The sequence below is a fragment of the Undibacterium cyanobacteriorum genome (assembly GCF_031326225.1).
GTDB lineage: Bacteria > Pseudomonadota > Gammaproteobacteria > Burkholderiales > Burkholderiaceae_D > Undibacterium > Undibacterium cyanobacteriorum.
Genome location: NZ_CP133720.1, coordinates 2314666 through 2338837 on the forward strand (window position 1 = coordinate 2314666; position 24172 = coordinate 2338837).

At 47.8% G+C, this 24172-nt stretch carries 18 protein-coding genes; 4 read left to right on the forward strand and 14 right to left on the reverse strand.

What is annotated here, in order from left to right; translation table 11 throughout:
• Positions 1 to 6: 6 nt before the first annotated feature.
• Positions 7 to 5259 carry a hypothetical protein gene (locus RF679_RS09720; protein WP_309480443.1) on the reverse strand — a complete coding sequence of 1751 codons (5253 nt, stop codon included), beginning with the start codon at positions 5257 to 5259 and terminating at the stop codon, positions 7 to 9.
• A 237-nt stretch (positions 5260 to 5496) separates the two neighbouring features.
• Between RF679_RS09720 and RF679_RS09725 the strand changes: the two genes are divergently transcribed.
• The gene (locus RF679_RS09725; RefSeq protein ID WP_309480444.1) at positions 5497 to 6675 is read left to right on the forward strand and encodes a methionine aminotransferase; all 1179 of its coding nucleotides are present in this window, start codon (positions 5497 to 5499) and stop codon (positions 6673 to 6675) included.
• Positions 6676 to 6819: 144 nt separating this feature from the next.
• Here the strand turns inward: RF679_RS09725 and RF679_RS09730 are convergent, their stop codons facing one another.
• From RF679_RS09730 to RF679_RS09790, 13 genes are all read right to left on the reverse strand, one after another.
• Entirely contained in the window at positions 6820 to 7224 is a 405-nt protein-coding gene (locus RF679_RS09730) for a hypothetical protein (RefSeq protein WP_309480445.1), read from the reverse strand.
• A gap of 27 nt (positions 7225 to 7251) precedes the next feature.
• The gene (gene zapE, locus RF679_RS09735; RefSeq protein ID WP_309480446.1) at positions 7252 to 8361 is read right to left on the reverse strand and encodes a cell division protein ZapE; all 1110 of its coding nucleotides are present in this window, start codon (positions 8359 to 8361) and stop codon (positions 7252 to 7254) included.
• Positions 8362 to 8520: 159 nt separating this feature from the next.
• Positions 8521 to 9948 (reverse strand): dihydrolipoyl dehydrogenase, encoded by a 1428-nt coding sequence (lpdA, locus tag RF679_RS09740; RefSeq protein WP_309480447.1) that lies wholly within the window; start codon positions 9946 to 9948, stop codon positions 8521 to 8523.
• A gap of 68 nt (positions 9949 to 10016) precedes the next feature.
• Positions 10017 to 10349 (reverse strand): PspC domain-containing protein, encoded by a 333-nt coding sequence (locus RF679_RS09745; RefSeq protein WP_309480448.1) that lies wholly within the window; start codon positions 10347 to 10349, stop codon positions 10017 to 10019.
• A 12-nt stretch (positions 10350 to 10361) separates the two neighbouring features.
• Positions 10362 to 11606, reverse strand: a complete 1245-nt coding sequence (gene odhB, locus RF679_RS09750) for a 2-oxoglutarate dehydrogenase complex dihydrolipoyllysine-residue succinyltransferase (RefSeq protein WP_309480449.1) — start codon at positions 11604 to 11606, stop codon at positions 10362 to 10364.
• Positions 11607 to 11674: 68 nt separating this feature from the next.
• Entirely contained in the window at positions 11675 to 14530 is a 2856-nt protein-coding gene (locus RF679_RS09755) for a 2-oxoglutarate dehydrogenase E1 component (protein WP_309480450.1), read from the reverse strand.
• Positions 14531 to 14858: 328 nt separating this feature from the next.
• A complete protein-coding gene (gltA, locus tag RF679_RS09760) occupies positions 14859 to 16163 on the reverse strand; it encodes a citrate synthase (RefSeq protein WP_309480451.1) in 1305 nt (434 codons plus the stop codon).
• A 48-nt stretch (positions 16164 to 16211) separates the two neighbouring features.
• On the reverse strand, positions 16212 to 16496 hold the full coding sequence (locus RF679_RS09765) for an FAD assembly factor SdhE (protein ID WP_309484002.1): 285 nt from the start codon (positions 16494 to 16496) through the stop codon (positions 16212 to 16214).
• Between the two features lie 123 nt (positions 16497 to 16619).
• On the reverse strand, positions 16620 to 17330 hold the full coding sequence (locus tag RF679_RS09770) for a succinate dehydrogenase iron-sulfur subunit (protein WP_309480452.1): 711 nt from the start codon (positions 17328 to 17330) through the stop codon (positions 16620 to 16622).
• Positions 17331 to 17341: 11 nt separating this feature from the next.
• The gene (gene sdhA, locus RF679_RS09775) at positions 17342 to 19129 is read right to left on the reverse strand and encodes a succinate dehydrogenase flavoprotein subunit (protein ID WP_309480453.1); all 1788 of its coding nucleotides are present in this window, start codon (positions 19127 to 19129) and stop codon (positions 17342 to 17344) included.
• Between the two features lie 2 nt (positions 19130 to 19131).
• Positions 19132 to 19500, reverse strand: coding sequence for a succinate dehydrogenase, hydrophobic membrane anchor protein (gene sdhD, locus RF679_RS09780; RefSeq protein ID WP_309480454.1), 369 nt, complete (start codon positions 19498 to 19500; stop codon positions 19132 to 19134).
• 1 nt (position 19501) lies between these two features.
• A complete protein-coding gene (sdhC, locus tag RF679_RS09785) occupies positions 19502 to 19909 on the reverse strand; it encodes a succinate dehydrogenase, cytochrome b556 subunit (RefSeq protein WP_309480455.1) in 408 nt (135 codons plus the stop codon).
• Between the two features lie 170 nt (positions 19910 to 20079).
• Positions 20080 to 20886: a GntR family transcriptional regulator gene (locus RF679_RS09790; RefSeq protein WP_373921767.1), complete on the reverse strand. Its 807-nt coding sequence runs from the start codon at positions 20884 to 20886 to the stop codon at positions 20080 to 20082.
• 432 nt (positions 20887 to 21318) lie between these two features.
• Here RF679_RS09790 and RF679_RS09795 point away from each other — a divergent pair, with 432 nt between their 5' ends.
• The 3 genes from RF679_RS09795 to RF679_RS09805 all read left to right on the forward strand — a co-directional run bounded on the left by RF679_RS09795 (position 21319) and on the right by RF679_RS09805 (position 24080).
• Positions 21319 to 22308 carry a malate dehydrogenase gene (locus RF679_RS09795; protein WP_309480457.1) on the forward strand — a complete coding sequence of 330 codons (990 nt, stop codon included), beginning with the start codon at positions 21319 to 21321 and terminating at the stop codon, positions 22306 to 22308.
• 251 nt (positions 22309 to 22559) lie between these two features.
• Positions 22560 to 23534, forward strand: a complete 975-nt coding sequence (locus tag RF679_RS09800) for an HpcH/HpaI aldolase/citrate lyase family protein (protein WP_309480458.1) — start codon at positions 22560 to 22562, stop codon at positions 23532 to 23534.
• A 63-nt stretch (positions 23535 to 23597) separates the two neighbouring features.
• Positions 23598 to 24080 (forward strand): hypothetical protein, encoded by a 483-nt coding sequence (locus tag RF679_RS09805; RefSeq protein ID WP_309480459.1) that lies wholly within the window; start codon positions 23598 to 23600, stop codon positions 24078 to 24080.
• Positions 24081 to 24172: the final 92 nt, after the last annotated feature.

Consider the following 24172-nt stretch of genomic DNA (forward strand, 5'->3'; position numbering starts at 1 on the left):
CCTGAATCACATCTGTGCGTCTTTAGTTGAAGCAGAATCGTGTTTATCATTTCCCAATTGATAGCTCATCTTAAAGCGGTCTGCTGCTTGTAAATTTTCATCAAGCGCTGTTGCTGCCAACTTCTGCTTGATCGGAGCTTGTGCTTGTACTGAGGCCTGCTTTGCTTGCAAGGCACTCCAACTCACCGCACCAACCAAACCTAAACTTAAAAGCACACTAAATAGCACAGGGGAACGTAATGCGCTCTTCGATTTCTTTTTCGACGTGAACATCGTTTCATCTAAAGCGATTTGAACTGGTGCTTGTTCCAACACGTTTTTCGCCATCGAGCACCATTCCAGATGCTGTGTTTGATCGGTCTTGAGGCGCTCTATCAAAGCTTGCGTCAAATTAATCGCCTCCTCTTTTTCATCGGCGAGCTCTTTTTCTGCAAGACTTGTTTGATGAGTCAATTCATTTTTTTTGCGCTCAACTTGTGCCCTAGTTTCCTCAATCGCGCGCTGATACACTTGTTTTGCTTCTTCTTGCTCCGCAATCATTTGCTCCGCTAATGAACGTGCGGCGTGTTCTGCATTTAACTTCGCAGCTAAGGCTGCTTGAGCCTCTTGCTCGCGCAACAAACGTTGTTCATGCTGACGGCGTAATTCTTGTGCCTGTACAATTTGCTCCGCCAAGAGCCCTGCAACTTTTCGTTCCAAATGCTCATTTTCCTGTTCCAAACTCGCTAACTTTTCCTGCTCATCGAGCGCAGCCTGCGCTTCATCACGTGCTCGTTGCTCAGCCTCGGCGCGAGCCGTCGCCGCTAAAGTCAATTTCAAATCTTCCTCGATCTTCGCTTGCATTTGAGCATTCAACTCTTGCTCTGCTTGCAGTCTCAGCTCCGCTTGTACTCTTGCTTGATTCTCTAAGTCTGCGCGCTTACGAGCCTCTTCAAGCACCATACGTTCCGCATCTAATTTCAATTCGATGTCGCGCAAACTCGCTTGATGTAACGCGGCAAGTTCCTGTTCAATATTTGTCTGCTCCTGACGTTTCGCAAGCTCTTCCGTCTCCAGCGCCAAGCGGGCCATGTTTGCTTTCTGTAAGGCGAGTAATTGCTCTGCATTAGTTTGCTCTGCCGAGGCCAAACTTGTTTCTAGGGCGTATTGCTGTTCGGCGAGAACCCGAGCTTCATTCTCGATCGTGAGGCGGTCCTGCAAGGCAATTCTCGCTTCTTGCTCGGCCAAAATTCTTGCCTCGCATTCCTGCAGATAATTGGTTTCGATTGTCTTGCGGCGCTCTAACTCTTGAACCAAAGTTGCCTCAGCGGCCCGTTTTTGCTGAAGCAGTTGCAACTCTTCTTGTTCCTTGCTGATACGTTGCAATTCTATTTCACGGAGTTCTTCGGCCTGTTGTTGACGATCCTGAATCAACATCAATGCAGTTCGTTGTGCCTCTGCATGTTCACGAGAAGTGATAAATAAAGCATTTTCGGTCTCAAACTTTTCTTCGATATAACGCTGGGCGAGTTGCTCTTGCTCGGCCCTCTGACGCTCGGTTTCGGCCAACATTGCTTCATAGCGCAAGCGTTCACTCAAAGCTGCCATTGCAGTTTTTTCATCGGCGATTTTATTGGCAATACTTGTGGCCAAAGCCGTCTCCAGCTCTGATTTCTCCAAACTCACTTGAGAAGATTCTTGCAATAACCGATTTTTTTCTTCCAATGCTTCAATCGCCTGAAGACGAGCCAATTTCTCTTTCTCAGCCAGTTGCAAATATGCCTGTTCCTCGGCATTCAGTTTTTCGAGTTCCTGTTGAGTTTGGCGTGAGAGAAGCTCTTTCTCTTCTGCCAAATTCATCTTTTCGCGCTCAGCTTGTTCAAGTTTTGAAGCGGCCTCGTGGGAAGCCTTCTCTGCTGCCTGCGCTATTTTTGCGATTTCAAGAGCTTGTTTTTCTTGATGAATACGAGTTTCATGTAAAGCATGTAATTCCTGTTCTTCCGAAATACGCTCTTGCAATACACGGTTAAACAATTGTTGCGCCTCTACATTCGCTGCAATTGTATCGTGTAGGATTTGTTCCTTAGCGAGTGCAGCTTCCGCTTCTAACTTTGCTAGATTTGCTTGCTCTAAGTTAATCGCTGCCAGTTTCAAAGCAGCACACTCAATTTCATTTTGTGCCTGCAAAGTTGCGAGAACAGCCTGCTCCTCTTGAAGCTTTTGATTAGTCAAACGGAGAACTTCGGCATCGGCATCGTGGCGTTGCTGTGCCACCGCTTCCAATTCCTGAATTCGTGCGCGTTTTTGCACCAAGACTTGGCGTGCCTGATCTTGCAAATTAGCATACGCATCAACTTTTGCATGCAGTTCTTGCTCTGCCTTCAACTTCTCTTCAGCCAAGCGTTTGGACTCAGCTTCCGCACGCACTCGTTCCTGGCTGAGTTGTTCTGCCTCACGTTCAAGGCGTAATCGTTCCTCGGCCTGTTGCGCGGCCATAGACTCTTGCTCTAGGCGTTGTTTTTGGAGCCGCTCTTCCTCCAACGCTGCCTGAGCCTTCTGTTGTTCAAGCTTTTCGATTTCGGCCATACTGGCGAGTGCATGCTGTTGAGATTGAAGTTTTGCTTTTTCAAGCTGCGCCAATTCACAAGCACGTTGAGCACGCTTTTCAGCCGCATCCTTTATTTGAAGTTCCAGCTGAATTTTTTCCTGATTTTGTGCAAGTAATTTTTCTTCCGCTGCTGTTTTTTCAGCGATTGCCACCTGCATTTTCTGTTCTGAGGCGATACGCTCTTGATTCACTCGCACATATTCTTGTTCAGCGTTGGCCTTCGCTTTTAGTTCTTCGACCAGTTTCGCTTCAACTTGTTTTTTCTCGGACAAAAGCTCAAGCTTGCGGCGTTCTTCCTGTTCCCGCTGCTTGATGAGTTCAGCCAGTGCTTTGGCTTCTTCCGCTTTCAACTTCGCTGTTTCTGCATTCTGTTTTTGTAGCTCGGCATGTTCTTGCATTTTTTGCAGACGCAATTGCTCGGCAGCGAGCATTTGTTGACGAGCGAGCTTAGCTTCCTTTTCTTTTTCTTGGCGTGCATAAAGCATTTGGGCATGCTCGCGATCTGCTTTCGCACGCTCAAGTACCTGCTCGGCAGCTTCGCGTTCTGCCTCAAGTTTTTCTTGTTCAGCCAATGCTGCGTCTCGCTCCGCTTCCAAACGTAACTGCTCAGCCTTACGCAGTTCAACTGCTTGACGCGCTTTCACCAAAGCCAAACTCGCTGCTTTGCATTGAAGGTCAGAATGAAGTTGAGCCTGTTCCAAGGCTTGTCGCTCTGCCTCCGTGGTGGCTTCAATGGCTCGCTTTTGTGCTCTTTCGATTTCCTCTTTTTGAGCAGCGAGTTGCTTAGCCTCCTCTTCGGCCTTTACTCGCTCAGCCGCTGCGGTTTCTGCCTCTTTTTCAGCTTGAAGTTTTTCTTGAGCGGCCAACAACAATTTTTCGGCTGATTCGGCACGACGCTTTTCAATTGCGAGTTTCTCCTGGATCAATTGAAGTGCTTCAGCCTCACTATCGACTCTCGCTTGCTGCGCTTCTAAGAGTGCCTGACTATCTTCACTTTTTTGCATGGCGAGCATTGCTAAATGCTGTCCTAACTTGACGTTTTCGACAGTATTTTCCAAGGCATTTTTTTCCGCCACGCATTTCACTTCCTGAGCAATCCGCATGGCTTCCTGCGCTTGACGTTGCATCTCGAGTACTTCAGCCTCTGTTGCAGATGCTTTCGCTAAAGTTTCCTTCTCAGCGATCACCTTACGCTCGGCTTCAAGTTTCGCCTGAATCGCTTTCGCTGCACGTTGTTCAGCTTCCGCTCTCAACTTCTCTGCTTGAGCTAAGGCAATCACTGTTTGTGCTTTGGAATTTGCTGCTTCATTTGCTTGCTTCAAATATTCAGCCTGTTTTGCGATCGCTTCTAAAGCTTTACGTTCAGCTTCGGCTTTTTCCTTCGCCAACTGAACCGCTTCCAGTTCTAATGCCGTTTTCTCTTCAGCGTAGCGTTTCGCACGTTCCTCTTCGTCACGACGTTGTTTCGCGGTCTGCGCAGCCGCAAGCTCTGCCTCACGGCGCTGTTTGGCCTCTTCATTCGCCCGCTCTTCTGCTTCAATACGATTTCGAGTATGCGCATCGGCATGAGTCTCGTTTTCAACACGCATCAAGGCTTTCGTCTGCAATTCTTTTTCGGCCTCAATCCGCAACTCAGTGGCACGCCGAATTTGCTCTTCGGCTTCACTACGAGCGAGTGCTGCGGCAGCAGCGACTTTCTCAGCTTGTTCTCGGCGCTGGGCAGCAGCCAATAATTCAGCTTCTGCTTGTAGTCGCAATTGAATAGCGTCGGCAGCGCGCTTTTCCGAATCAACTCTCGCTTGTGCAATCGCTTGGAATTCTTGTTCCATCATGGCGCGTCCGCGAGCTTCCTCTAACGCACGCACCTCTAGCGGTGTTCGGCTCAAGCTAATTTCGAGAGCCATCGCTTCGGCCTGATCGCGTTCCATGTTTATTTGCTGCGCCTCACTACGGGCGGCCATCAGACGTTGCTTGGTGAGACGCGCTTCGCGCTCTTGGCGCTCGCGTTCGCGTGCCAATTCTGCCACTTTTGCATCGACACGGGCACGTTCTTTAGCTTCAATCTGAGCTGCGTATGCCGCAGCTGTACGTTCGGCGGCCCACTGTTTCGCAGCTTCGTTTTCAGCAGCCACTTTCTCTGCTTCGATTTTTGCTTGGGCGCTCAGTTGCGCATCTAGCTTAATTTGCTCTAGGGTTTGCGCCTTCGATTCGAGTATCGTCTTAGCGCGCACCTCAGATTTAAAGCGAGCCTCTTCGTCTAACAAGCTTTGTGCTTGGAGCTCTTTGGATTCCTTAGCGAGCGCTACGGCACGTTCCTGCGCTCCGTGAGCTGCTTTTTTTTCTGATTCCAATCGCGCTTGCTCTGCATTCAATTCTTCTTTTTCAGCACGATTTCTTTCTTCAGTCGCAGCGGCGACACTCGTGTCCATTTCAGCGCGCTGTTCGGCTAGATTTTTAGCCTCAAGGTCAGCCTTCATACGCTGTTCGGCGGCCACGGTTGCTTTGGCCTCAGCCTCGACTCGTGCGATTGCAGCACGAATCCCCTTCACATCAATCCGGGCATTCGAAGGCAAATCATCAGGAACGATTTCGTTTCCGATCAATGCTGTAATGTCATCTTTTGCAGATGAAGCAATGGCTAAGCGATTGAGTATCAGTTGATTATCATTCATGGTACACCTCGTAAATGCACAGACTCACTTGAATCAGCCTGGCTCACACCAAATGGGAATTTTCTAACTTGGATTATGGTCGAGATGCTTGTAAATGAAGCTTCGAGAAAGAGGTCAAATCGCCTGCAATTCGAGCTTTAAACTGGTAGGAATGATCATATTGCTAAAACGTCTGATTCGATTTGATTGGTAAGGATACAATAGACCTAATTGATTTTACCCACCCTAATTCGTGCTATGACCCCATCCGTCCTGACACTCAACTCAAAACTTCCTGGTGTAACAACAACGATTTTTCAAACCATGTCTTCGATCGCTCAAGAGGCGAAGGCGATTAATCTTGGACAAGGTTCTCCAGATTTCGATTGTGCTCCTGAATTGATTCAGTCTGTTCATGGCGCGATGCTGGCCGGCCACAATCAATATCCACCGATGATAGGTAGCTTAAATCTCAGACAAGCCGTCGTGCAAAAAGTCGAACAACTCTATCGAGCACGGTATGACGTCAATGGTGAGATTACGATTACTTCGGGTGCGACACAGGGACTCTTGACCAGTATTCTTGCGACCGTCCATGCGGGCGACGAAGTAATTGTCATCGAACCAGCATATGACAGTTATGTCCCCAGCATACAACTGGCAGGAGGAATTCCGGTTCGCGTTCCCATGCACTATCTCAAGAGCGAAGCGCGCTTCAGTTACGATTGGGATCTTGTCAGAAATGCGCTGAGTCCACGAACGCGGATGATCATCATCAATTCACCTCATAACCCTACGGGGGTATGCCTTGATCAGGAAGACCTCGACACGCTCGCTGAAATCGTGAGAGATAGCAATATCATCATTTTGTCGGATGAAGTTTATGAGCACATGGTATTCGACCGTCGAAAGCACAATTCACTCGCAAGTCACGAGGAATTGCGTCAGCGCACCCTTATCGTTTCAAGCTTCGGAAAAACCTATCATGTCACAGGATGGAAGATCGGTTATGTGCTCGGGCCGCACAATTTGATGCAAGAATTTCGTAAAGTCCACCAATTCAATGTCTTTACTGCCAACTCAGCGATGCAAATCGGCATTGCGAATTTTATGGAAGATCCGCAGCCCTATCTTGATTTGCCCGGCTTCTATCAAGCAAAGCGCGACTATTTCCGAGACGGGCTAAGCAACACAGCGTTTAAACTTTTGCCGACCGAAGGTAGTTATTTTCAGTGCGTGGATTATTCGGAACTCTCCGATGTATCAGAACTGGAATTTGCAACGTGGCTATGTCAACAAATTGGCGTTGCTGCGATCCCTATTTCAGCCTTTTATCATGAGAAAAAAGACCAAAAGCTGGTGCGATTTTGTTTCGCTAAGAAAATCACCACGCTCGATCAGGCCATAGAGAAATTACAAAAACTAAAATTCAAATAATCATTGGATAGTGATTTGTGTTCATCTGGGACGAAGGCATGGTAAGGACGATCGCATGCTTGGCCTTGTGCTTTGACTTAGGCTTGGATTCAAATCGAAAATGGCCGTTTTGCTGATTTTCAAAGAATCGCAAAAGATCAAACACTAATTTGAGTGGCCTTCGGTTTGTTTGAGCTTAGATGCATTCTTGGCCTGCCGTATGTAAGCCTTCGCTGTTTGGGTGATGGTGCGAATCTGATCTTGCCATGTACGGCGCTGCAAACGAGACTCTTCTATGCATTTATTAACAAAGAAACGTTCATTGCAGGCCTTTTCTGACTCAAGGTAATACTGCTGCACTTGATTCTGCAGCTTGTCACCTCGTTCGAGCGCAGTCTCAGCCATCATAATGGAGGTGATATTGTGAGTTGCATAATTTCTCAGCAATTCTTGTACTGAATCATTGATGATGGACTTTGCACTGTTTTCCTCAGCTGACACAACTAAAGGCATGAATAGCAGATAGACGGAGCCACCGCACAAGAGGATGTGTGACAATATTTTTTTCATAACTTTACAGGTCCAACTCTCGAAGAATCAATCATGAGAATGATCTAACAAGGCGACGATCTCTCTTTGGTCTGCACGCATATAGTCTTCGGATTGCATTTCGATAATGCGAGAGACGGTACGATGAAATTCGTTAGACAAAGTCCCTTGCGTATAAAGTTCTTCCGGCGCTACCTCGGCCGACATGATGAGTTTTACTTTGTTATCGTAAAACACGTCAATCAACCACGTAAAACGCCGTGCCTCTGAAGACATACCCGCGGACATGCGCGGAATCGATGACAAAATCACTGTATGAAAGCGACTTGCGATTTCAAGGTAATCATTTTGCGAGCGAGGACCACCGCACAGGGTCGAAAAATCAAACCAAATAATGGTTCCAGCGCGACGTAATGATTTCAGACGACGTCCTTCGATATCGACATGTGGATCTTCGTCTTTGGTTTCAGCGATTTTCTGAAATGCTTTCCGAAGGGCTTCATCCGTATGCGCATTGAGCGGCGTCAGGTAGGCTTCTACTTGTTCGAGTGCGCGCTTGCGATAATCATTGCCCGAATCGACATTCAAAACGTCGAGCTTTTCTTTCAATAACGCGATCGTCGGCAGCATGCGGTCACGGTGTAACCCATCGGGATACAAAGTATCTGGATGATAGTTCGAGGTCATGATGAAGGAGACGCCATTATCAAACAAGGCCTTCATCAAGTTGTACAAGAGCATCGCATCCGCCACGTCTGACACGTGAAACTCATCGAAACAAATTAAGCGATATTTCTTCGCGATACGAGCCGCGACTTCGTTGAGGGGATCGGCCAAACCTTTCAATTCATCGAGTTCGCGGTGGACAGCACGCATAAACTCGTGGAAATGTAGACGCGTTTTTCTGACGACAGGCACGACAGAATAAAAACTATCCATCAAAAATGATTTGCCGCGCCCTACCCCACCCCACATATACACACCACGTGGAACCTCAGGACGACTAATCATGCGCATCAAGCGATTCGATCTGCGTGATTTGAATTCCACCCAATCATCGTAAGCTTGCTGTAAGCGATCGACTGCACGCTTTTGCGCCGCATCCGCTTGAAAACCACGTTGCTCGATGGCTTCTTGATAGAACTCTTGGACGTTCATACCTGCCGTATCAACAAAAAGACAAAAGGAAAGTTCAAAACAATTTGCGCGTTAGCGAGAGTTCTCTCACACAACGCGCAAAATGATGATTCGCTGATTACTCACTCCCAAAGAGAGTGGGCAATCTGACACAAAATTCTTAAAAATTTTCAAGAATTCTTAAAAATTCAAAGAACGCTTGTCGACTGCCAAGGCAGCTTCTTTAGTCGCTTCAGACAAAGATGGATGGGCGTGGCAAATACGCGCGATGTCTTCAGAGGACGCACGGAACTCCATAGCGACCACTGCTTCAGAAATCAATTCGGACGCCATTGGACCCACGATATGAACACCTAAGATCTCATCTGTCTTCGCGTCTGCCAAGAATTTCACCATACCTGAGGTATCGCCCAAAGCACGCGCACGGCCGTTCGCCATAAATGGGAAAGTACCTGCTTTGTACTCAACGCCATCCGCCTTCAATTGCTGCTCTGTACGACCGACCCAAGCGATTTCTGGTGAAGTGTAGATAACCCAAGGAATCGTCGCAAAATTGACATGACCATGTTGACCAGCGATGCGCTCAGCGACTGCCACACCTTCTTCTTCCGCTTTGTGCGCCAACATCGGACCGCGCACCACGTCGCCAACCGCCCATACGTTCGGCAAATTGGTTTTGCAATCACCATCGACGGAGACGAAACCACGCTCATCCAAAGCCAAGCCGACTGCCTCAGTATTCAAACCATTGGTGTTCGGTGTGCGACCGATAGAAATGATCAATTTATCGAATACCGCTTTGTGTTCCGCGCCAGCATTGTCGACGTAATTGACTGTCACTTGATTATCGCCTTTGACGATTTCGCCAATCTTCACGCCGAGATTGATATTCAAACCTTGCTTGGAGAAGAGTTTATGGGCCTCTTTCGCGATTTGCTCATCAACAGCACCGAGGAATGTTGGCAATGCTTCCAATACCGTCACTTCGGCACCACAACGACGCCACACGCTGCCCATTTCCAAACCGATCACACCGGCGCCAATCACGCCGAGTTTTTGAGGTACGGCACCGATACGCAAAGCACCGTCGTTTGACAAGATCACTTCTTCATCGAAAGCAGCACCTGGCAATGCGCGTGCATTGGAGCCTGTAGCGACAACGATGTGCTTACCAACAATCGTTTCTTCAGCCTTGCCCGCGACCTTGATTTCATAGCCACCATCAACGGCTTTTACAAAGGAACCATGGCCGTGGAAGAAAGTCACTTTATTCTTTTTGAACAAATACAAAATACCATCGTTGTTTTGTTTAACGATTGTGTTTTTGCGTGCCAACATTTTGCTGACATCGAGTTCCAAGCCAGAGACGCTAATGCCGTGATCAGCAAATGCATGGCCAGCGTGTTCGTAGTGTTCAGACGATTGCAACAAGGCTTTCGAAGGAATACACCCTACGTTAGTACATGTACCACCTGGTGCTGGACCGCCTTTTTCATTTGTCCATGCATCGATACACGCTGTTGAAAAACCCAACTGCGCTGCACGAATCGCTGCGATATATCCACCAGGACCACCACCAATAACCACTACGTCAAATTGTTTGCTCATAATTTACCTGCCAAATTCAATACAAAAAAAGGCTTAAACCAGTGGTTCAAGCCTCCTGAATAAAGTTCTTACTCTTCCTCGGGGATGAATACCCAGGCTAACAAATAAGCGATGAAGCCAGTTCCGAATGCACTCACAAACAGCACGAACATCAAACGCCAAATCCAAGGTTCTAAGTTGGAGTATTTGCCTAAACCGGCGCAGACCCCGCCTACCCATTGATTGTGTTTGGAACGACGCAGTTGGTTCAGATTGGAAAATGGATTCTCGTTACCTGATGCTTGCGAGCTGGTCGATGCGGATGCCAAAACTTTTTCTTTGGCCGCTGCAAATTCTTCATCGCTCAGAGCACCTGAACGATGAAGCTCATGCAAACGCGCGATTTCGTCGGCGATATTCATCGTGATTGAGGATTACAGATCCAACAATAAACGAGCTGGATCTTCCAGCGCTTCTTTCATCGCAACCAAACCTAAAACAGCTTCACGGCCGTCGATGATGCGGTGATCGTAAGACATCGCCAAGTAGTTCATTGGACGAACCACGATTTGACCGTTTTCAACAACAGCGCGATCTTTAGTAGCGTGAACGCCCAAGATAGCAGATTGTGGTGGGTTGATAATTGGTGTCGACAACATGGAACCGAAAGTACCGCCATTGGAAATGGAGAAAGTACCGCCAGTCAAATCTTCCAAAGTCAATTTACCGTCTTTTGCTTTGGCACCGAACTCACCGATTTTCTTTTCGATCTCGGCAATCGTCATTTGATCAGCATTCCGCAAGATTGGCACGACCAAACCACGTGGAGAGCCAACTGCGATACCGATATCAAAGTAACCGTGATAAACGATGTCGTTGCCATCAACAGACGCATTCAAAATCGGATATTTCTTCAGTGCCGCAACAGCAGCTTTGACGAAGAAGGACATGAAGCCCAATTTCACACCGTGTTCTTTTTCAAACTTGTCTTTGTACTTGTTACGCAAGTCCATCACTGGCGCCATGTTGACTTCGTTGAAGGTCGTCAAAATCGCATTCGTTGATTGGGACTGTACCAAACGCTCAGCGATACGAGCACGCAAACGGCTCATCGGTACGCGTTCTTCTGGGCGATCACCAAGATTCACTGCGACTGGTGCAGCGACTTGTTGCAAGGCTGGTTTTGCCGCTGGTGCAGCCAATGGTGCGACAGCAGGAGCCGCTTTGTTTGCCACTGCAGCCAAAGCATCACCTTTAGTTACACGACCGTCTTTGCCTGTACCATCTACAGCGCTCGCGGAAACACCGTTTTCCGCCAAAATTTTCGCTGCTGCTGGCATCGCAATACCTGCAGCAGAATTACCTGCAGGTGCTGCTGCAGGTGCAGAAGGTGCAGCCGCTGGTGCCGCTGCTGCAGGAGCAGACGCACCTGCTGTTGCTTCTGTATCGAGCATTGCGATCACTTCGCCAGCAACAACTGTGCTACCGTCGCCTTTGATCACTTGTGTAATCACGCCAGCTGCTGGCGCTGGCAATTCCAACACAACCTTGTCAGTTTCAACGTCGACCAAGTTTTCATCACGGTTCACTGCTTGGCCCACTTTTTTATGCCAAGTCAACAAAGTCGCTTCAGCAACAGATTCAGATAATTGCGGTACTTTTACTTCGATAATTGCCATGTTTATTCTCCGATTTGGATAGCTAGAAGGCGCCAACTCTTGTTAGATTTTGTCGGCGCCGTCGAGGATTATTTGGTCAGAACGTAACCTTTGAGTTTTGAAAAGGCTGCATCCAACAAAGCTTTTTGCTGCGCATAGTGCTTGTCGTAATAGCCGACAGCAGGCGATGCACTTGCTGGACGACCAGCGTAAGCAAGTTTCTGACCTTCATCCAAGCTTTCAAAAATATTGTGTTGAATTTGGAACCAAGGACCTTGGTTTTGTGGTTCGTCTTGCGCCCAAACCAGTTCCACCATATTCGGGAATTTCTTCAATTCCGCTGCAAAACTCTTATGTGGGAACGGATATAACTGCTCCACACGAATGATTGCTGTGTCGTTCTGCGCGCGTTCTTTACGAGCATTGACCAAGTCGTAATACACTTTGCCCGAACAAGCAACAACGCGTTTCACTTTCTTCGCGTCGATGCTTTCATCCACTTCACCGATAACAGTGTGGAAGCTACCTTTTGCCAACTCGGACAATGGAGAACCTGCATCTTTGTTACGCAATAAGGACTTCGGTGTCATGATCACCAAAGGCTTACGGAATTGACGAATCATCTGACGACGCAAGAGATGGAAAATCTGCGCTGCAGTCGTCGGTTGAACCACTTGCATATTGTTGTCAGCACACAATTGCAAGAAACGCTCTGGACGTGCTGAAGAGTGTTCTGGACCTTGGCCTTCGTAACCGTGCGGCAGCATCATGACCAAACCAGAGGCACGACCCCACTTCACTTCACCGGAACTGATGAATTGGTCGATCACAACTTGTGCACCGTTGGCGAAGTCACCGAATTGCGCTTCCCAAATCGTCAATGTATTTGGTTCTGCAGTGGAGTAACCATATTCAAAACCGAGCACCGCTTCTTCCGACAACACGGAATCGATGACTGTGAATGGTGCTTGTTTGTCGGAGATGTTTTGCAATGGAATATAAGTACCTGCATCCCAACGTTCACGATTTTGATCGTGCAATACTGCATGACGGTGTACGAAGGTACCACGACCAGCATCTTGACCTGTCAAACGAACGGCGTAGCCAGAAGACACCAAGCTCGCAAACGCCAAGTGTTCGCCCATACCCCAGTCGAGATTCATGTCACCACGCCCCATCGCAGCGCGATCGCCCAAGACTTTTTCAACCAAGCTGTGTGGTTTGAAACCTTCTGGAACTGTCGTGATGCGTTCAGCCAAGCGCTTCAACTCAGTGGTTGGTACTGCTGTATCAGCGGCATCGGTCCACTTACGATTCAAGAATGGAATCCAATCAACCGCGTACTTATTCTTAAAATTAGAGATAACTGGATCATGCGTATGTTTGCCAGCGTCCATCGCCTCGCGGAATGCAGCCACCATTTGATCGCCGCCATCCGCTGGAATTGTGCCTTGCGCAACCAGTTTATCTGCGTACATCTTACGCGTACCAGGATGTTGACCAATCTTTTTGTACATCAAAGGTTGTGTCAAAGCTGGTGTATCTTGCTCGTTATGACCTAGCTTACGGTAGCAGATGATATCGACCACAACGTCTTTTTTGAACGTCATACGATAGTCGAGAGCGATTTGCGTTGCCAAGACAACTGCTTCTGGATCATCAGCATTCACGTGCAATACAGGAGCCTCGATCATCTTCACGACGTCGGAGCAATAGGTTGTCGAACGTGCGTCACGTGGATCGGATGTTGTGAAACCAATTTGGTTATTAATGACGATGTGAACTGTACCGCCTGTGCCATAGCCACGTGTTTGCGCTAAGTTCAAAGTTTCCATGACCACGCCTTGACCTGCAAACGCAGCGTCACCGTGAACCAAGATTGGCAATACTTGTGAGCCGTCTTTGTCGCCACGACGATCCATACGTGCTTTAACGGAACCTTCCACTACTGGATTAACGATTTCCAAGTGCGATGGATTGAAGGCCAAAGACAAGTGAACTGGACCACCTGGGGTCGACACGTCAGAGGAGAAACCTTGATGGTACTTGACGTCGCCTGCTGGCAAATCATCGCCATGCTTGCCTTCGAACTCAGCAAACAAGTCTTGTGGCATTTTGCCCAAAGTGTTCACCAAAACGTTCAAGCGGCCTCGGTGTGCCATACCGATAACGATTTCCTCAACACCACGCTCACCAGCGCGTTGAATCGTTTCATCGATAGACGCGATAAAACTCTCACCACCCTCGAGCGAGAAACGCTTTTGACCAACGTAACGTGTATGAAGATAACGCTCCAAACCTTCTGCTGCTGTCAAGCGATCAAGAATGTGTTTTTTCTTTTCCGCTGTGAAGCTTGGCGTAGAACGAATGGACTCGAGCTTTTCTTGCATCCAGCGTTTTTCCGCTGGATCGCTGATGTACATGAACTCAGCACCGATAGAACGGCAGTAAGTATCACGTAAGGAATTCAAGAGATCGCGCAAAGAGGCTGTCTCTGTGCCGAAATAGGTGTTGCTGATATTGAACTGAATGTCCATATCTGCATCGGTGAAACCATAGAAACTTGGTTCCAATTCAGGCAAAGATGGACGTTCTTGACGTTGCAAAGGATCGAGGTTAGCCCAACGGCTACCGAGGAAGCGATATGCTGCAATTAATTGCTGAGCTGCGACACGTTTGCGACCCATTTCAGCATCAGCGGAAGCACTCACTGTGCGAATCGGGCCTTGCTTAGCACGTTCAGCGAACGAGGCGATGACAGGCGCATGGGCCACATCGGGTTTGCTTGTTCCATCAACGGCGGGGACGTGTTGCATGGCGTCGAAATACGCACGCCAATTATCCGGCACGGATCCAGGATTATTCAGATACGCTTCGTACAGTTCTTCTACATAGGGCGCATTACCGCCGAACAAATACGAGTTAGCGTTATATTGTTGCATCATATTGCTCACCTTTCTTCGCGCTTCGCGAGATTAGCGGGTTAATCTAACCTTCCGCGACACGGCCTGACCGGTTAGCGGATTGCACATCAAGTTGTGGGGAAGGACTCATTTGAAATTCTAATTCAGCCTGGCTTTACAACGATTATTCGGGAACGAAACCGCGGGAAAACAGCAAGAAGAAACAGGAATTCAACCAGATCGCGAGAATAACATATTTCCGTAAAAAAAAAGCGAGTAATTTCTACTCGCTTTTTTAAAATTTGATCAAAACAATCAAAACTATTTCATTTGTTTTAATCTTTATGTATTTCTATCGTCGCCGATACAATTAACGCTTGTCGATCGGTGGCACATCACGTTTTGGCGCACCGATAAACAATTGACGTGGACGACCAATTTTTTGCTCTGGATCAGAAATCATTTCTTTCCATTGAGCGACCCAACCGACGGTACGCGCTAATGCGAAGATACCGGTGAACAAGGCGGTTGGAATACCCAAAGCGCGTTGCACGATACCAGAATAGAAGTCGACGTTTGGATACAGCTTACGAGAAACAAAGTACTCGTCTTCCAAAGCAATTTTCTCGAGCGCCATCGCCAATTTGAACAATGGATCGTCTTGCAAACCAAGTTCATTCAAGACTTCGTAGCAAGTTTCACGCATCAACTTCGCACGTGGATCGTAGTTCTTGTAGACGCGGTGACCAAAGCCCATCAACTTCACGCCAGAGTTCTTGTCTTTAACTTGTTCGATGAACTTAGGAATATTGTCAACAGAGCCGATTTCCTCCAACATGCTCAAGGCTGCTTCATTAGCACCACCGTGCGCAGGGCCCCACAAGCAAGCGATACCAGCAGCGATACATGCAAATGGATTCGCGCCAGAGGAACCTGCCAAACGCACTGTCGACGTCGATGCATTTTGTTCGTGATCAGCATGTAAAATCAAGATACGATCCAATGCACGAACCAAAACTTCATTGACTTTGTATGGCTCACATGGATTGGAGAACATCATGTACATGAAGTTCGCACTGTACGACAAATCATTACGTGGATAAACGAATGGTTGGCCGATCGAATATTTATATGCCATCGCTACCAAAGTTGGCATTTTCGCGATCAAACGAATCGCAGAAACTTCGCGGTGGTGAGGATCGTTGATGTCCAAAGAATCATGGTAGAAGGATGCCAAAGCACCAACCGTACCGACCAAAACAGACATCGGATGCGCGTCACGGCGGAAACCGCGGAAGAAGAATTGCATCTGTTCGTGCACCATGGTGTGCTTAGTCACCATGTTGACGAATTCACTCTTTTGCGTTGCGTTTGGCAATTCGCCATTCAACAACAAGTAGCAGGATTCCAAGAAATCACCGCCGTTTGTCGCCAACTGTTCAATTGGGTAACCACGGTACAACAACTCACCTTTATCACCATCAATGTAGGTAATGGAAGAGTTACAAGCAGCAGTTGACATGAAACCTGGGTCATACGTGAACTTGCCCGTCGCGCCATAGAGTTTGCGAATATCAATGACATCCGGACCGATGGAGCCTTTGTAAATTGGCAGATCCAATGATGGTGAGCCATCAGAGAACGATAGGGTTGCTTTTGTGTCAGAATTTATCATGGCTCTTCCCTCTTTAAGGCGAGTCGTTAATCAAAAAAGTACAGTATTTCAAGCCTGTCGCAAGCGCTGCACCAAAGCATGCACATGCGGCAAATCGAGTTCCGCTTCTGGCTCTTTTCTGGCCATCAGCAAATCCATCAAAGCGTTATCAGAGAGATCCATCAAGCGACTAAACGCATCGACCTCGGCATCCGATAAGCTCTCTTCGTGCGCATCTAAAAAACGCGTCAAGATCAAATCATTTTCCAGCAAGCCGCGGCGTGCGCGCCAGCGTAATCTTGCTCGGTTAGCAGGATCACTTTGATGCAATCCCGAGAATTCTGCAGACATCATTTCGTCCATTTTGCTTGAACGTCTCTTTACTAATTTGATTCAGGGCAAAGAGACGTTCTTTTCTGTTTTACTGCATCACTTCTTGCAAACTTATAGCGCAAATTGATTGCGCCACCCTTCACATTAAACCGCGCGGCGAACCATCAATTCTTTGATCTTGCCGATCGCACGAGTTGGGTTCAATCCTTTTGGACAAACGTCCACGCAATTCATGATCGTATGACAGCGGAACAAGCGGTATGGATCTTCCAAGTTATCCAAACGTTCGCCAGTTGCTTGATCACGGGAATCAGCGATGAAACGATACGCTTGCAACAAACCAGCTGGGCCAACGAACTTATCTGGATTCCACCAGAATGATGGGCAGGAAGTCGAGCAGCATGCGCACAAAATACATTCGTACAAGCCGTCGAGTTCTTCGCGTTCTGTCGGTGATTGCAAACGCTCTTTTTCGGGAGGAATGCTATCGTTGATCAAGTATGGTTTGATCGAATGATACTGCTTAAAGAACTGCGTCATATCGACGATCAAATCGCGGATCACTGGCAAGCCAGGCAATGGGCGCAAGACGATAGGCTCAGTCAATTCATTGAGGTTGGTGGTACAAGCCAAACCATTTTTGCCGTTGATGTTCATCGCGTCGGAACCGCACACACCTTCACGGCAGGAGCGGCGCAACGCCAAGGAGTCATCAACGTCAGCTTTAATACGCTGCAAAGCATCCAACAACATTTTGTCGTTGTCTTGCAATTCAACGGTCAGGTCTTGCATGTAAGGCTTCGCATCCTTGTCTGGATCGTAGCGATAAATCTTAAATTTGAGTGTACGTGCCATGGTCTATCTCTTTAGAAGGTACGAGCTTTAGGCTGGAAGGTTTCAACAGTCAGCGGTTTAGTGACAACTGGTTTGTAGTCAAGGCGATTGCCTTCGGAGTACCACAAAGTATGTTTCATCCAGTTTTGATCATCACGTTTTTCATAGTCGCGGTGAGCATGCGCACCACGAGACTCTTTACGTGCATTCGCTGATGTAATCGTTGCTTTTGCCGTTTCGATCAAGTTATCCAACTCTAAGGCTTCAACACGCGCAGTGTTAAATACTTTGGACTTGTCTTTGAACGAAACGTGCTTGCGACGCTCATCCAATTCCATAATTTTTTGTACGCCAGTCGCCAACAATTCGTCGGTACGGAACACGCCGCAATATTGTTGCATCGTGCTACGAATCGCATTCGCCACATCTTGTACACGCTCGGAACCAGTGCTGGTTTCGAGCTTATTCAAACGAGACAAAGCCAGATCTGCCGCATCTTTCGGCAAATCTTTATTGCTGCGCGCTTTCAAGTTACTCGCCACAACATGGTTACCAGCCGCGCGACCGAATACGATCAAGTCGAGCAAAGAGTTGGTACCCAAGCGATTCGCGCCATGCACAGAAACGCAAGCGCATTCACCGATTGCATACAAACCGTTGACCACGGTGTTCACGCCATCTTTGGTCGTCACAACTTGGCCGTGGATATTGGTTGGAATACCGCCCATTTGGTAGTGAATCGTTGGTACGACTGGGATTGGTTCTTTCGTCGCATCCACGTTTGCAAACTTATGACCAATTTCCAAAATCGATGGCAAACGTTTTTGAATCGTATCCGCACCTATATGACGCAAATCGAGTAGAACGTGGTCTTTGTTTGGACCGCAACCACGACCTTCCTTAATCTCTTGATCCATGGAGCGTGATACGAAATCACGTGGCGCCAAGTCTTTCAAAGTTGGCGCATAACGCTCCATGAAGCGCTCACCCTGGCTATTAATCAAGATACCGCCCTCACCACGCACACCTTCGGTGATCAAAACACCTGCACCGGACACACCGGTTGGGTGGAATTGCCAGAATTCCATATCTTGCAAAGGCAAGCCTGCACGCGCAGCCATCCCCATGCCGTCACCTGTGTTGATGAAAGCATTGGTTGATGCAGCAAAAATACGACCAGCACCACCAGTTGCGAAGATGGTTGTCTTCGCTTCCAACATCATCACTTCACCGGTTTCCATTTCGAGTGCGACCACACCCAAAACATCGCCGTCCGCATCGCGAATCAAATCAATCGCCATCCATTCGACGAAGAAATGGGTGCGAGCGCGAACATTGCGCTGATACAGAGTGTGCAACAAAGCGTGACCCGTACGGTCAGCCGCAGCACAAGCACGTTGCACTGGTTTTTCACCGAAATTCGCTGTGTGACCACCGAAAGGACGTTGGTAAATCGTACCATCAGCATTACGATCAAACGGCATACCAAAGTGCTCAAGCTCGTACACAACTTTTGGAGCTTCGCGGCACATAAATTCAATCGCGTCTTGGTCACCCAAATAGTCGCCACCTTTGACGGTGTCAAACATGTGCCAGAACCAATTATCTTCAGACATGTTACCCAGAGAAGCACCGATACCACCTTGTGCCGCTACCGTGTGTGAACGCGTTGGAAAAACTTTGGAGAGAACAGCAACGTTCAAACCTGCTTCTGCCAACTGCAAGGAAGCGCGCATGCCGGAGCCACCTGCACCAACAATCACCGCATCAAAACGACGCGAAGGGATTGCAGATTTAATTGCGAAATTTGTTGAAGTCACTTTTATACTCTCCACAAAATCTGTGCGGCATAACCAGCACTAGCGATCAACCACGCGATCGTGGCGACCTGTAAAACCAAACGCAAAACCACAGAATGGGTCACGTAATCCATCCAAATATCACGCACACCAACCCATGCGTGATACAACAGTGCCACGATGACGGTGAAGGTGAATAATTTAAACCATTGCATGGAGAAAATACCTACCCATGCATCATAAGAAAAGCTTTGTGCGGTCAAGAACAGAACCAACAAAACAACTGTGTAGAGTGCCATCAAAATCGCAGTTGCGCGCTGCGCTAACCAGTCGCGCAGACCATAACCTGCGCCAACCACGAGGCGTTTTGGACCGATGTTATTATTTGCCATCTTAAAACACTCCAAATAATTTCAAGCCAACCAAAGCAGTCAAGCCAAGGCTAACGATCAACACAGTCACAGCAGACTGACGAGCGCTGTCTTTATCCAAGCCATAGTGAAAATCCATCATCAAATGGCGAAGACCCGCGCAAAAATGGTGCAGATACGACCACACCAGTGCCAACAAAATCAATTTCACGATTGGTTGCGCCACAAAGAAGTGCAACATCGCAAAAGTCATCTCAGATTGCAGACTGCGATCAAGCAGATACAACACGAATGGCAATAGTGCGAACATAAAAATGCCGCTGATACGGTGCAAAATCGAGACCACACCGGCCAACGGCAATCGATAACCGGTCGCATCGACCAAGCGCATTACCCCGTAACGCCGCTTTTTGTTTGAAACTTCGGACATAAATTTAACTCCCCCAAAAATACTGATTTACTGCAAGCTCGCAATTTTCGCCTATTTTGGTGCAATGCACCAACATATTTGATGGTTTTCTGAACATTTTTTTGAAAAATATCCCGTTCAAACCATCAACTTCACGCTCAAACCACGTCAATCGCACCGTTTTGGCGCAATTAGCTCAACTCATTGCGATAGTGATGCGCGTTCGTCAAATAAAGACCACGACGCAGCTCGACCGCTTTATCACCATAGGTAAAGGAAATTCTTTCAACGCTGAGTAAAGCCTGCCCCACTTCAATTCCTAGGCTCTGCGCGATGTCTTGATCGGCATTTACGGCGCGCAATTCTTCTTCTGCACGAATCATGTGTGTGCCGAATTCCGACTCAAACAAGGCGTACATAGGACCTTTGTACTCATTCAAACGCTCCATGGTTAAGCCTTTGAAGATCACACCTGGCAGCCACAACTCTTCGAGAATGGTCGGCACCCCACCAAAAGACTGCACACGCTTGATAAAGACCACCGTTTCGCCCGATTTCATTTCCAAGCGCCGTGCCACTTCAGCTGGGGCACGCACTCGCTTGACCTCAAGAATACGGTTTTCAGGATGATTGCGCTCACCGTTATCAGGCACCAAACGCAGAAAACGAAATTGCGATTTCGCCTCGTGGTGGGTTGCGACAAAGGTACCCTTCCCTTGACGGCGCACTACCAAATTTTCCGCAGAAAGCTCATCAATCGCTTTGCGCACGGTTCCTTGACTGACCTTAAAACGCGTCGCCAACTCCATTTCACTTGGAATTAACTCACCAGGCTTCCACTCACCACTTTGCAAACTCTGCGTAATCAAACCCTTAATTTGCTGATACAAAGGGCTAAAGGTCGGCGCCAACGACGGCGCGACCGACTCACCCACAGAAGATGAATCAGCATCATAATTTGCACTTGATGATGTGTTATTAGGAATCATAGACCGCAATTTCACCACAAAACAAACTGTAAAGTCTAGGAAAAACTAAAAAACTTATCATGTCTTATATAAGACATAAGATATTCATTGACACTGTTCTGCGCCCGCAATACACTTGCGGAAAAAGATGCAAAGTCACGGATTTCGAGCGGTTTTGTGCAGATGAATTGTTCGACTGACCTGCAAAAGCTTCAAGCACAGAAAGAAAATGCCGCGGTCAAAGTGTTGCTTTAACGCACTACCCACGAGCAATACATAGTGCTTGAACACGTTTGTTTCTGACTTGCGTCGCTTTCGGCGCTATGATTTGCATCCTACAAAATTTTAAGCAAGTGGCAAACCAGTGAGTGAAATCAACAAGTTCATTTCGATGATTTGACTCAATCTACAAGCTGCTCGCCGTATTACAATATCGTTTTTACACTACCGCGGAGAAATATTATGTCTAAGTCCCCAATGCGCGTTGCCGTCACTGGCGCTGCAGGTCAAATCGGTTACTCCTTGCTGTTCAGAATCGCAAACGGCGATATGCTTGGTAAAGATCAGCCAGTCATTTTGCAATTATTGGAAATCCCTGATGAGAAAGCTCAAAAAGCGCTCAAGGGCGTTATGATGGAAATCGACGATTGCGCATTCCCATTGTTGGCTGGCATGACTGCACACAGCGATCCGATGACTGCTTTCAAAGATGTCGACGTGGCATTGTTGGTTGGTGCACGTCCACGCGGTCCTGGCATGGAACGTAAAGATTTGTTGGAAGCTAATGCGCAAATCTTCACAGTCCAAGGTAAAGCATTGGATGCAGTTGCGTCACGCAACGTTAAAGTTTTGGTAGTCGGCAATCCAGCTAACACAAACGCGTACATCGCGATGAAATCCGCACCAAGTTTGCCAGCGAAAAACTTCACAGCCATGTTGCGCTTGGATCACAACCGCGCATTGTCACAAATCGCTGCAAAAACTGGTAAGCCAGTGGCATCGATCGAAAAACTCTGTGTTTGGGGTAATCACTCTCCAACCATGTATGCAGACTACCGTTTCGCGACCATCGACGGTCAATCTGTTAAAGATATGATCAACGATCACGAATGGAACCGCGACACATTCTTGCCAACAGTTGGTAAGCGTGGCGCAGCGATTATCGAAGCACGTGGCTTGTCGTCTGCAGCTTCTGCTGCGAACGCTGCGATCGATCACGTACGTGACTGGGTCTTGGGCACAAACGGCAAATGGACAACGATGGGTATCCCATCCGATGGCTCTTACGGCATCCCAGAAGGCACTATGTTTGGCTTCCCTGTCACAACCGAAAACGGCGAATACACCATCGTTCAAGGTTTGGAAATCGATGAATTCTCCCGTGAACGCATCAACGTAACGCTCAAAGAATTGCAAGAAGAGCGCGACGGCGTGAAACACTTGGTAGGCTAATCACCGATCATAAGACCACCGTTGCAAATCAATCGCAACGGTGGCTCTTGGCTTGGCTTAGCCTAGCATAAATAAGTTTTATGAATTTGCATTCAAGGTTCCAAGTTTGTCCCTTTTCGAACACCAATTTGAGTGCCAATTCATGAAACAGCAGTGTCGGTTTGACGATATTAATGTAAGTAGTTAGTAATGTGAGTAGTTTTTGTTGATCCCACGATTTGAATTCAACGCGCCCTTCTCTGCCCTTGGCTATGCATCCATCACAAGCGCTTTTTGAAGACCAAGCATCGCCCGTGCTCTTGCCGGTGTGCGATCACTATGCTGGTTCTGAAAAGTTGATGATGAAGTCACTTGCTTTACAAAAAGAACTGGGGCCAGTCTTCGACATCACCTTTGATTGCGAAGATGGTGCGTCAATCAGCGATGACCGCGCCCATGCCACCCTGATCCGCGATCTTCTCCTGAGCGAGCACAACTTATATCGTCGCATTGGTGTTCGTGTTCATGATAGTAAACATCCGAGTTTTGCGACCGACCTCAGCGTCATCGTGCAATCCTGCGCAGAACAACTCGCCTTCGTGATGTTACCGAAAGTGTCTGGCGTTAAAGAAGTGATCGACGCGATCGAGCAAGTCAATCAACACGCTGCAACTGCCAGTCAACGCAAGATCCCGATCCACGTCTTGATCGAAACCCAAAGCGCCCTCGCCGAAGTTCATGAAATCGCTGCAATCCCGCAAGTAGAATCGCTCTCTTTTGGCATTATGGATTTTGTCTCTTCCCATTGGAATGCGATTCCTGCCACTGCAATGCGCTCACCGGGACAGTTTTCTCATCCTTTAGTCATGCGTGCCAAAGTCGAAATTGCTGCCGCTTGCCACTTGCACGGCAAAGTTCCTTCGCACAATGTGACCACTGAATTCAAAGATATGGCGATTGTCACGAGCGATGCAACGCGCGCCCATCTGGAGTTTGGATACACCCGGATGTGGAGCATTCACCCCGATCAAATTCGCCCCATCGTCAAAGCGATGGCGCCACGTAGTTCGGAAATCAATGAAGCTATTAGCATCTTGCAAGCCGCACAAGAAAATAGTTGGGGACCGATCAATAAAGATGGGCGTTTGCATGATCGCGCTAGCTATCGCTATTACTGGTCCATCTTAAAACGTGCAAGTATGAGTGGCATGAAATTGCCTGACGGTGCACAATACTTATTGCAATAAATTTTGAAATATCTGAGTCGCTTGCAGTGAGCGCTCAGATTAGTCTGACAATGGAGGTTAGGAATGAAACATAGTTTGAAAACAATTTGCGCCTTGCTCGCTCTCAGTGGCGTACTCGGCATCAGTACCTCCGCTTCAGCGCTTCCGCTGGAAGCATTGAAGAAATCAGGCAAAGCTAAAACTGCAAAAGCGGCCCCAAGTAAAGCGGTGGAAGCAGAGGAGCCAGAACCAGAAATTCAGCATGACAAGAACACCGACTACAAATGTGAACTTGGCGCTAATATCACGACCTACGCCCATCCAAGCGACGACAATACGATCGCCATGCGTTGGAAAAATCGTTTGTATAAATTAACCAAAGTTGAGACCTCAACTGGCGCTAATCGTTTCGAAAACGAGAAAGCAGGCTTGGTGTGGATCGACATCCCAGCCAAAGCTTTGTTACTCGACTCACGTCGCGGCCAGCAACTTGCAAACGAATGCAAAGCGAATCGCCCAACGATGACCGCTGAGTTGGATAACAAATCAAATACACAAACCAAATAAGCAACAAGCCTCTTATGAAGATGCCTCGCTTGATTTGAAGCAAAGCGCATTTTCAACAATGTTCTAGATTTATTATTTCGTATTGTTCATCT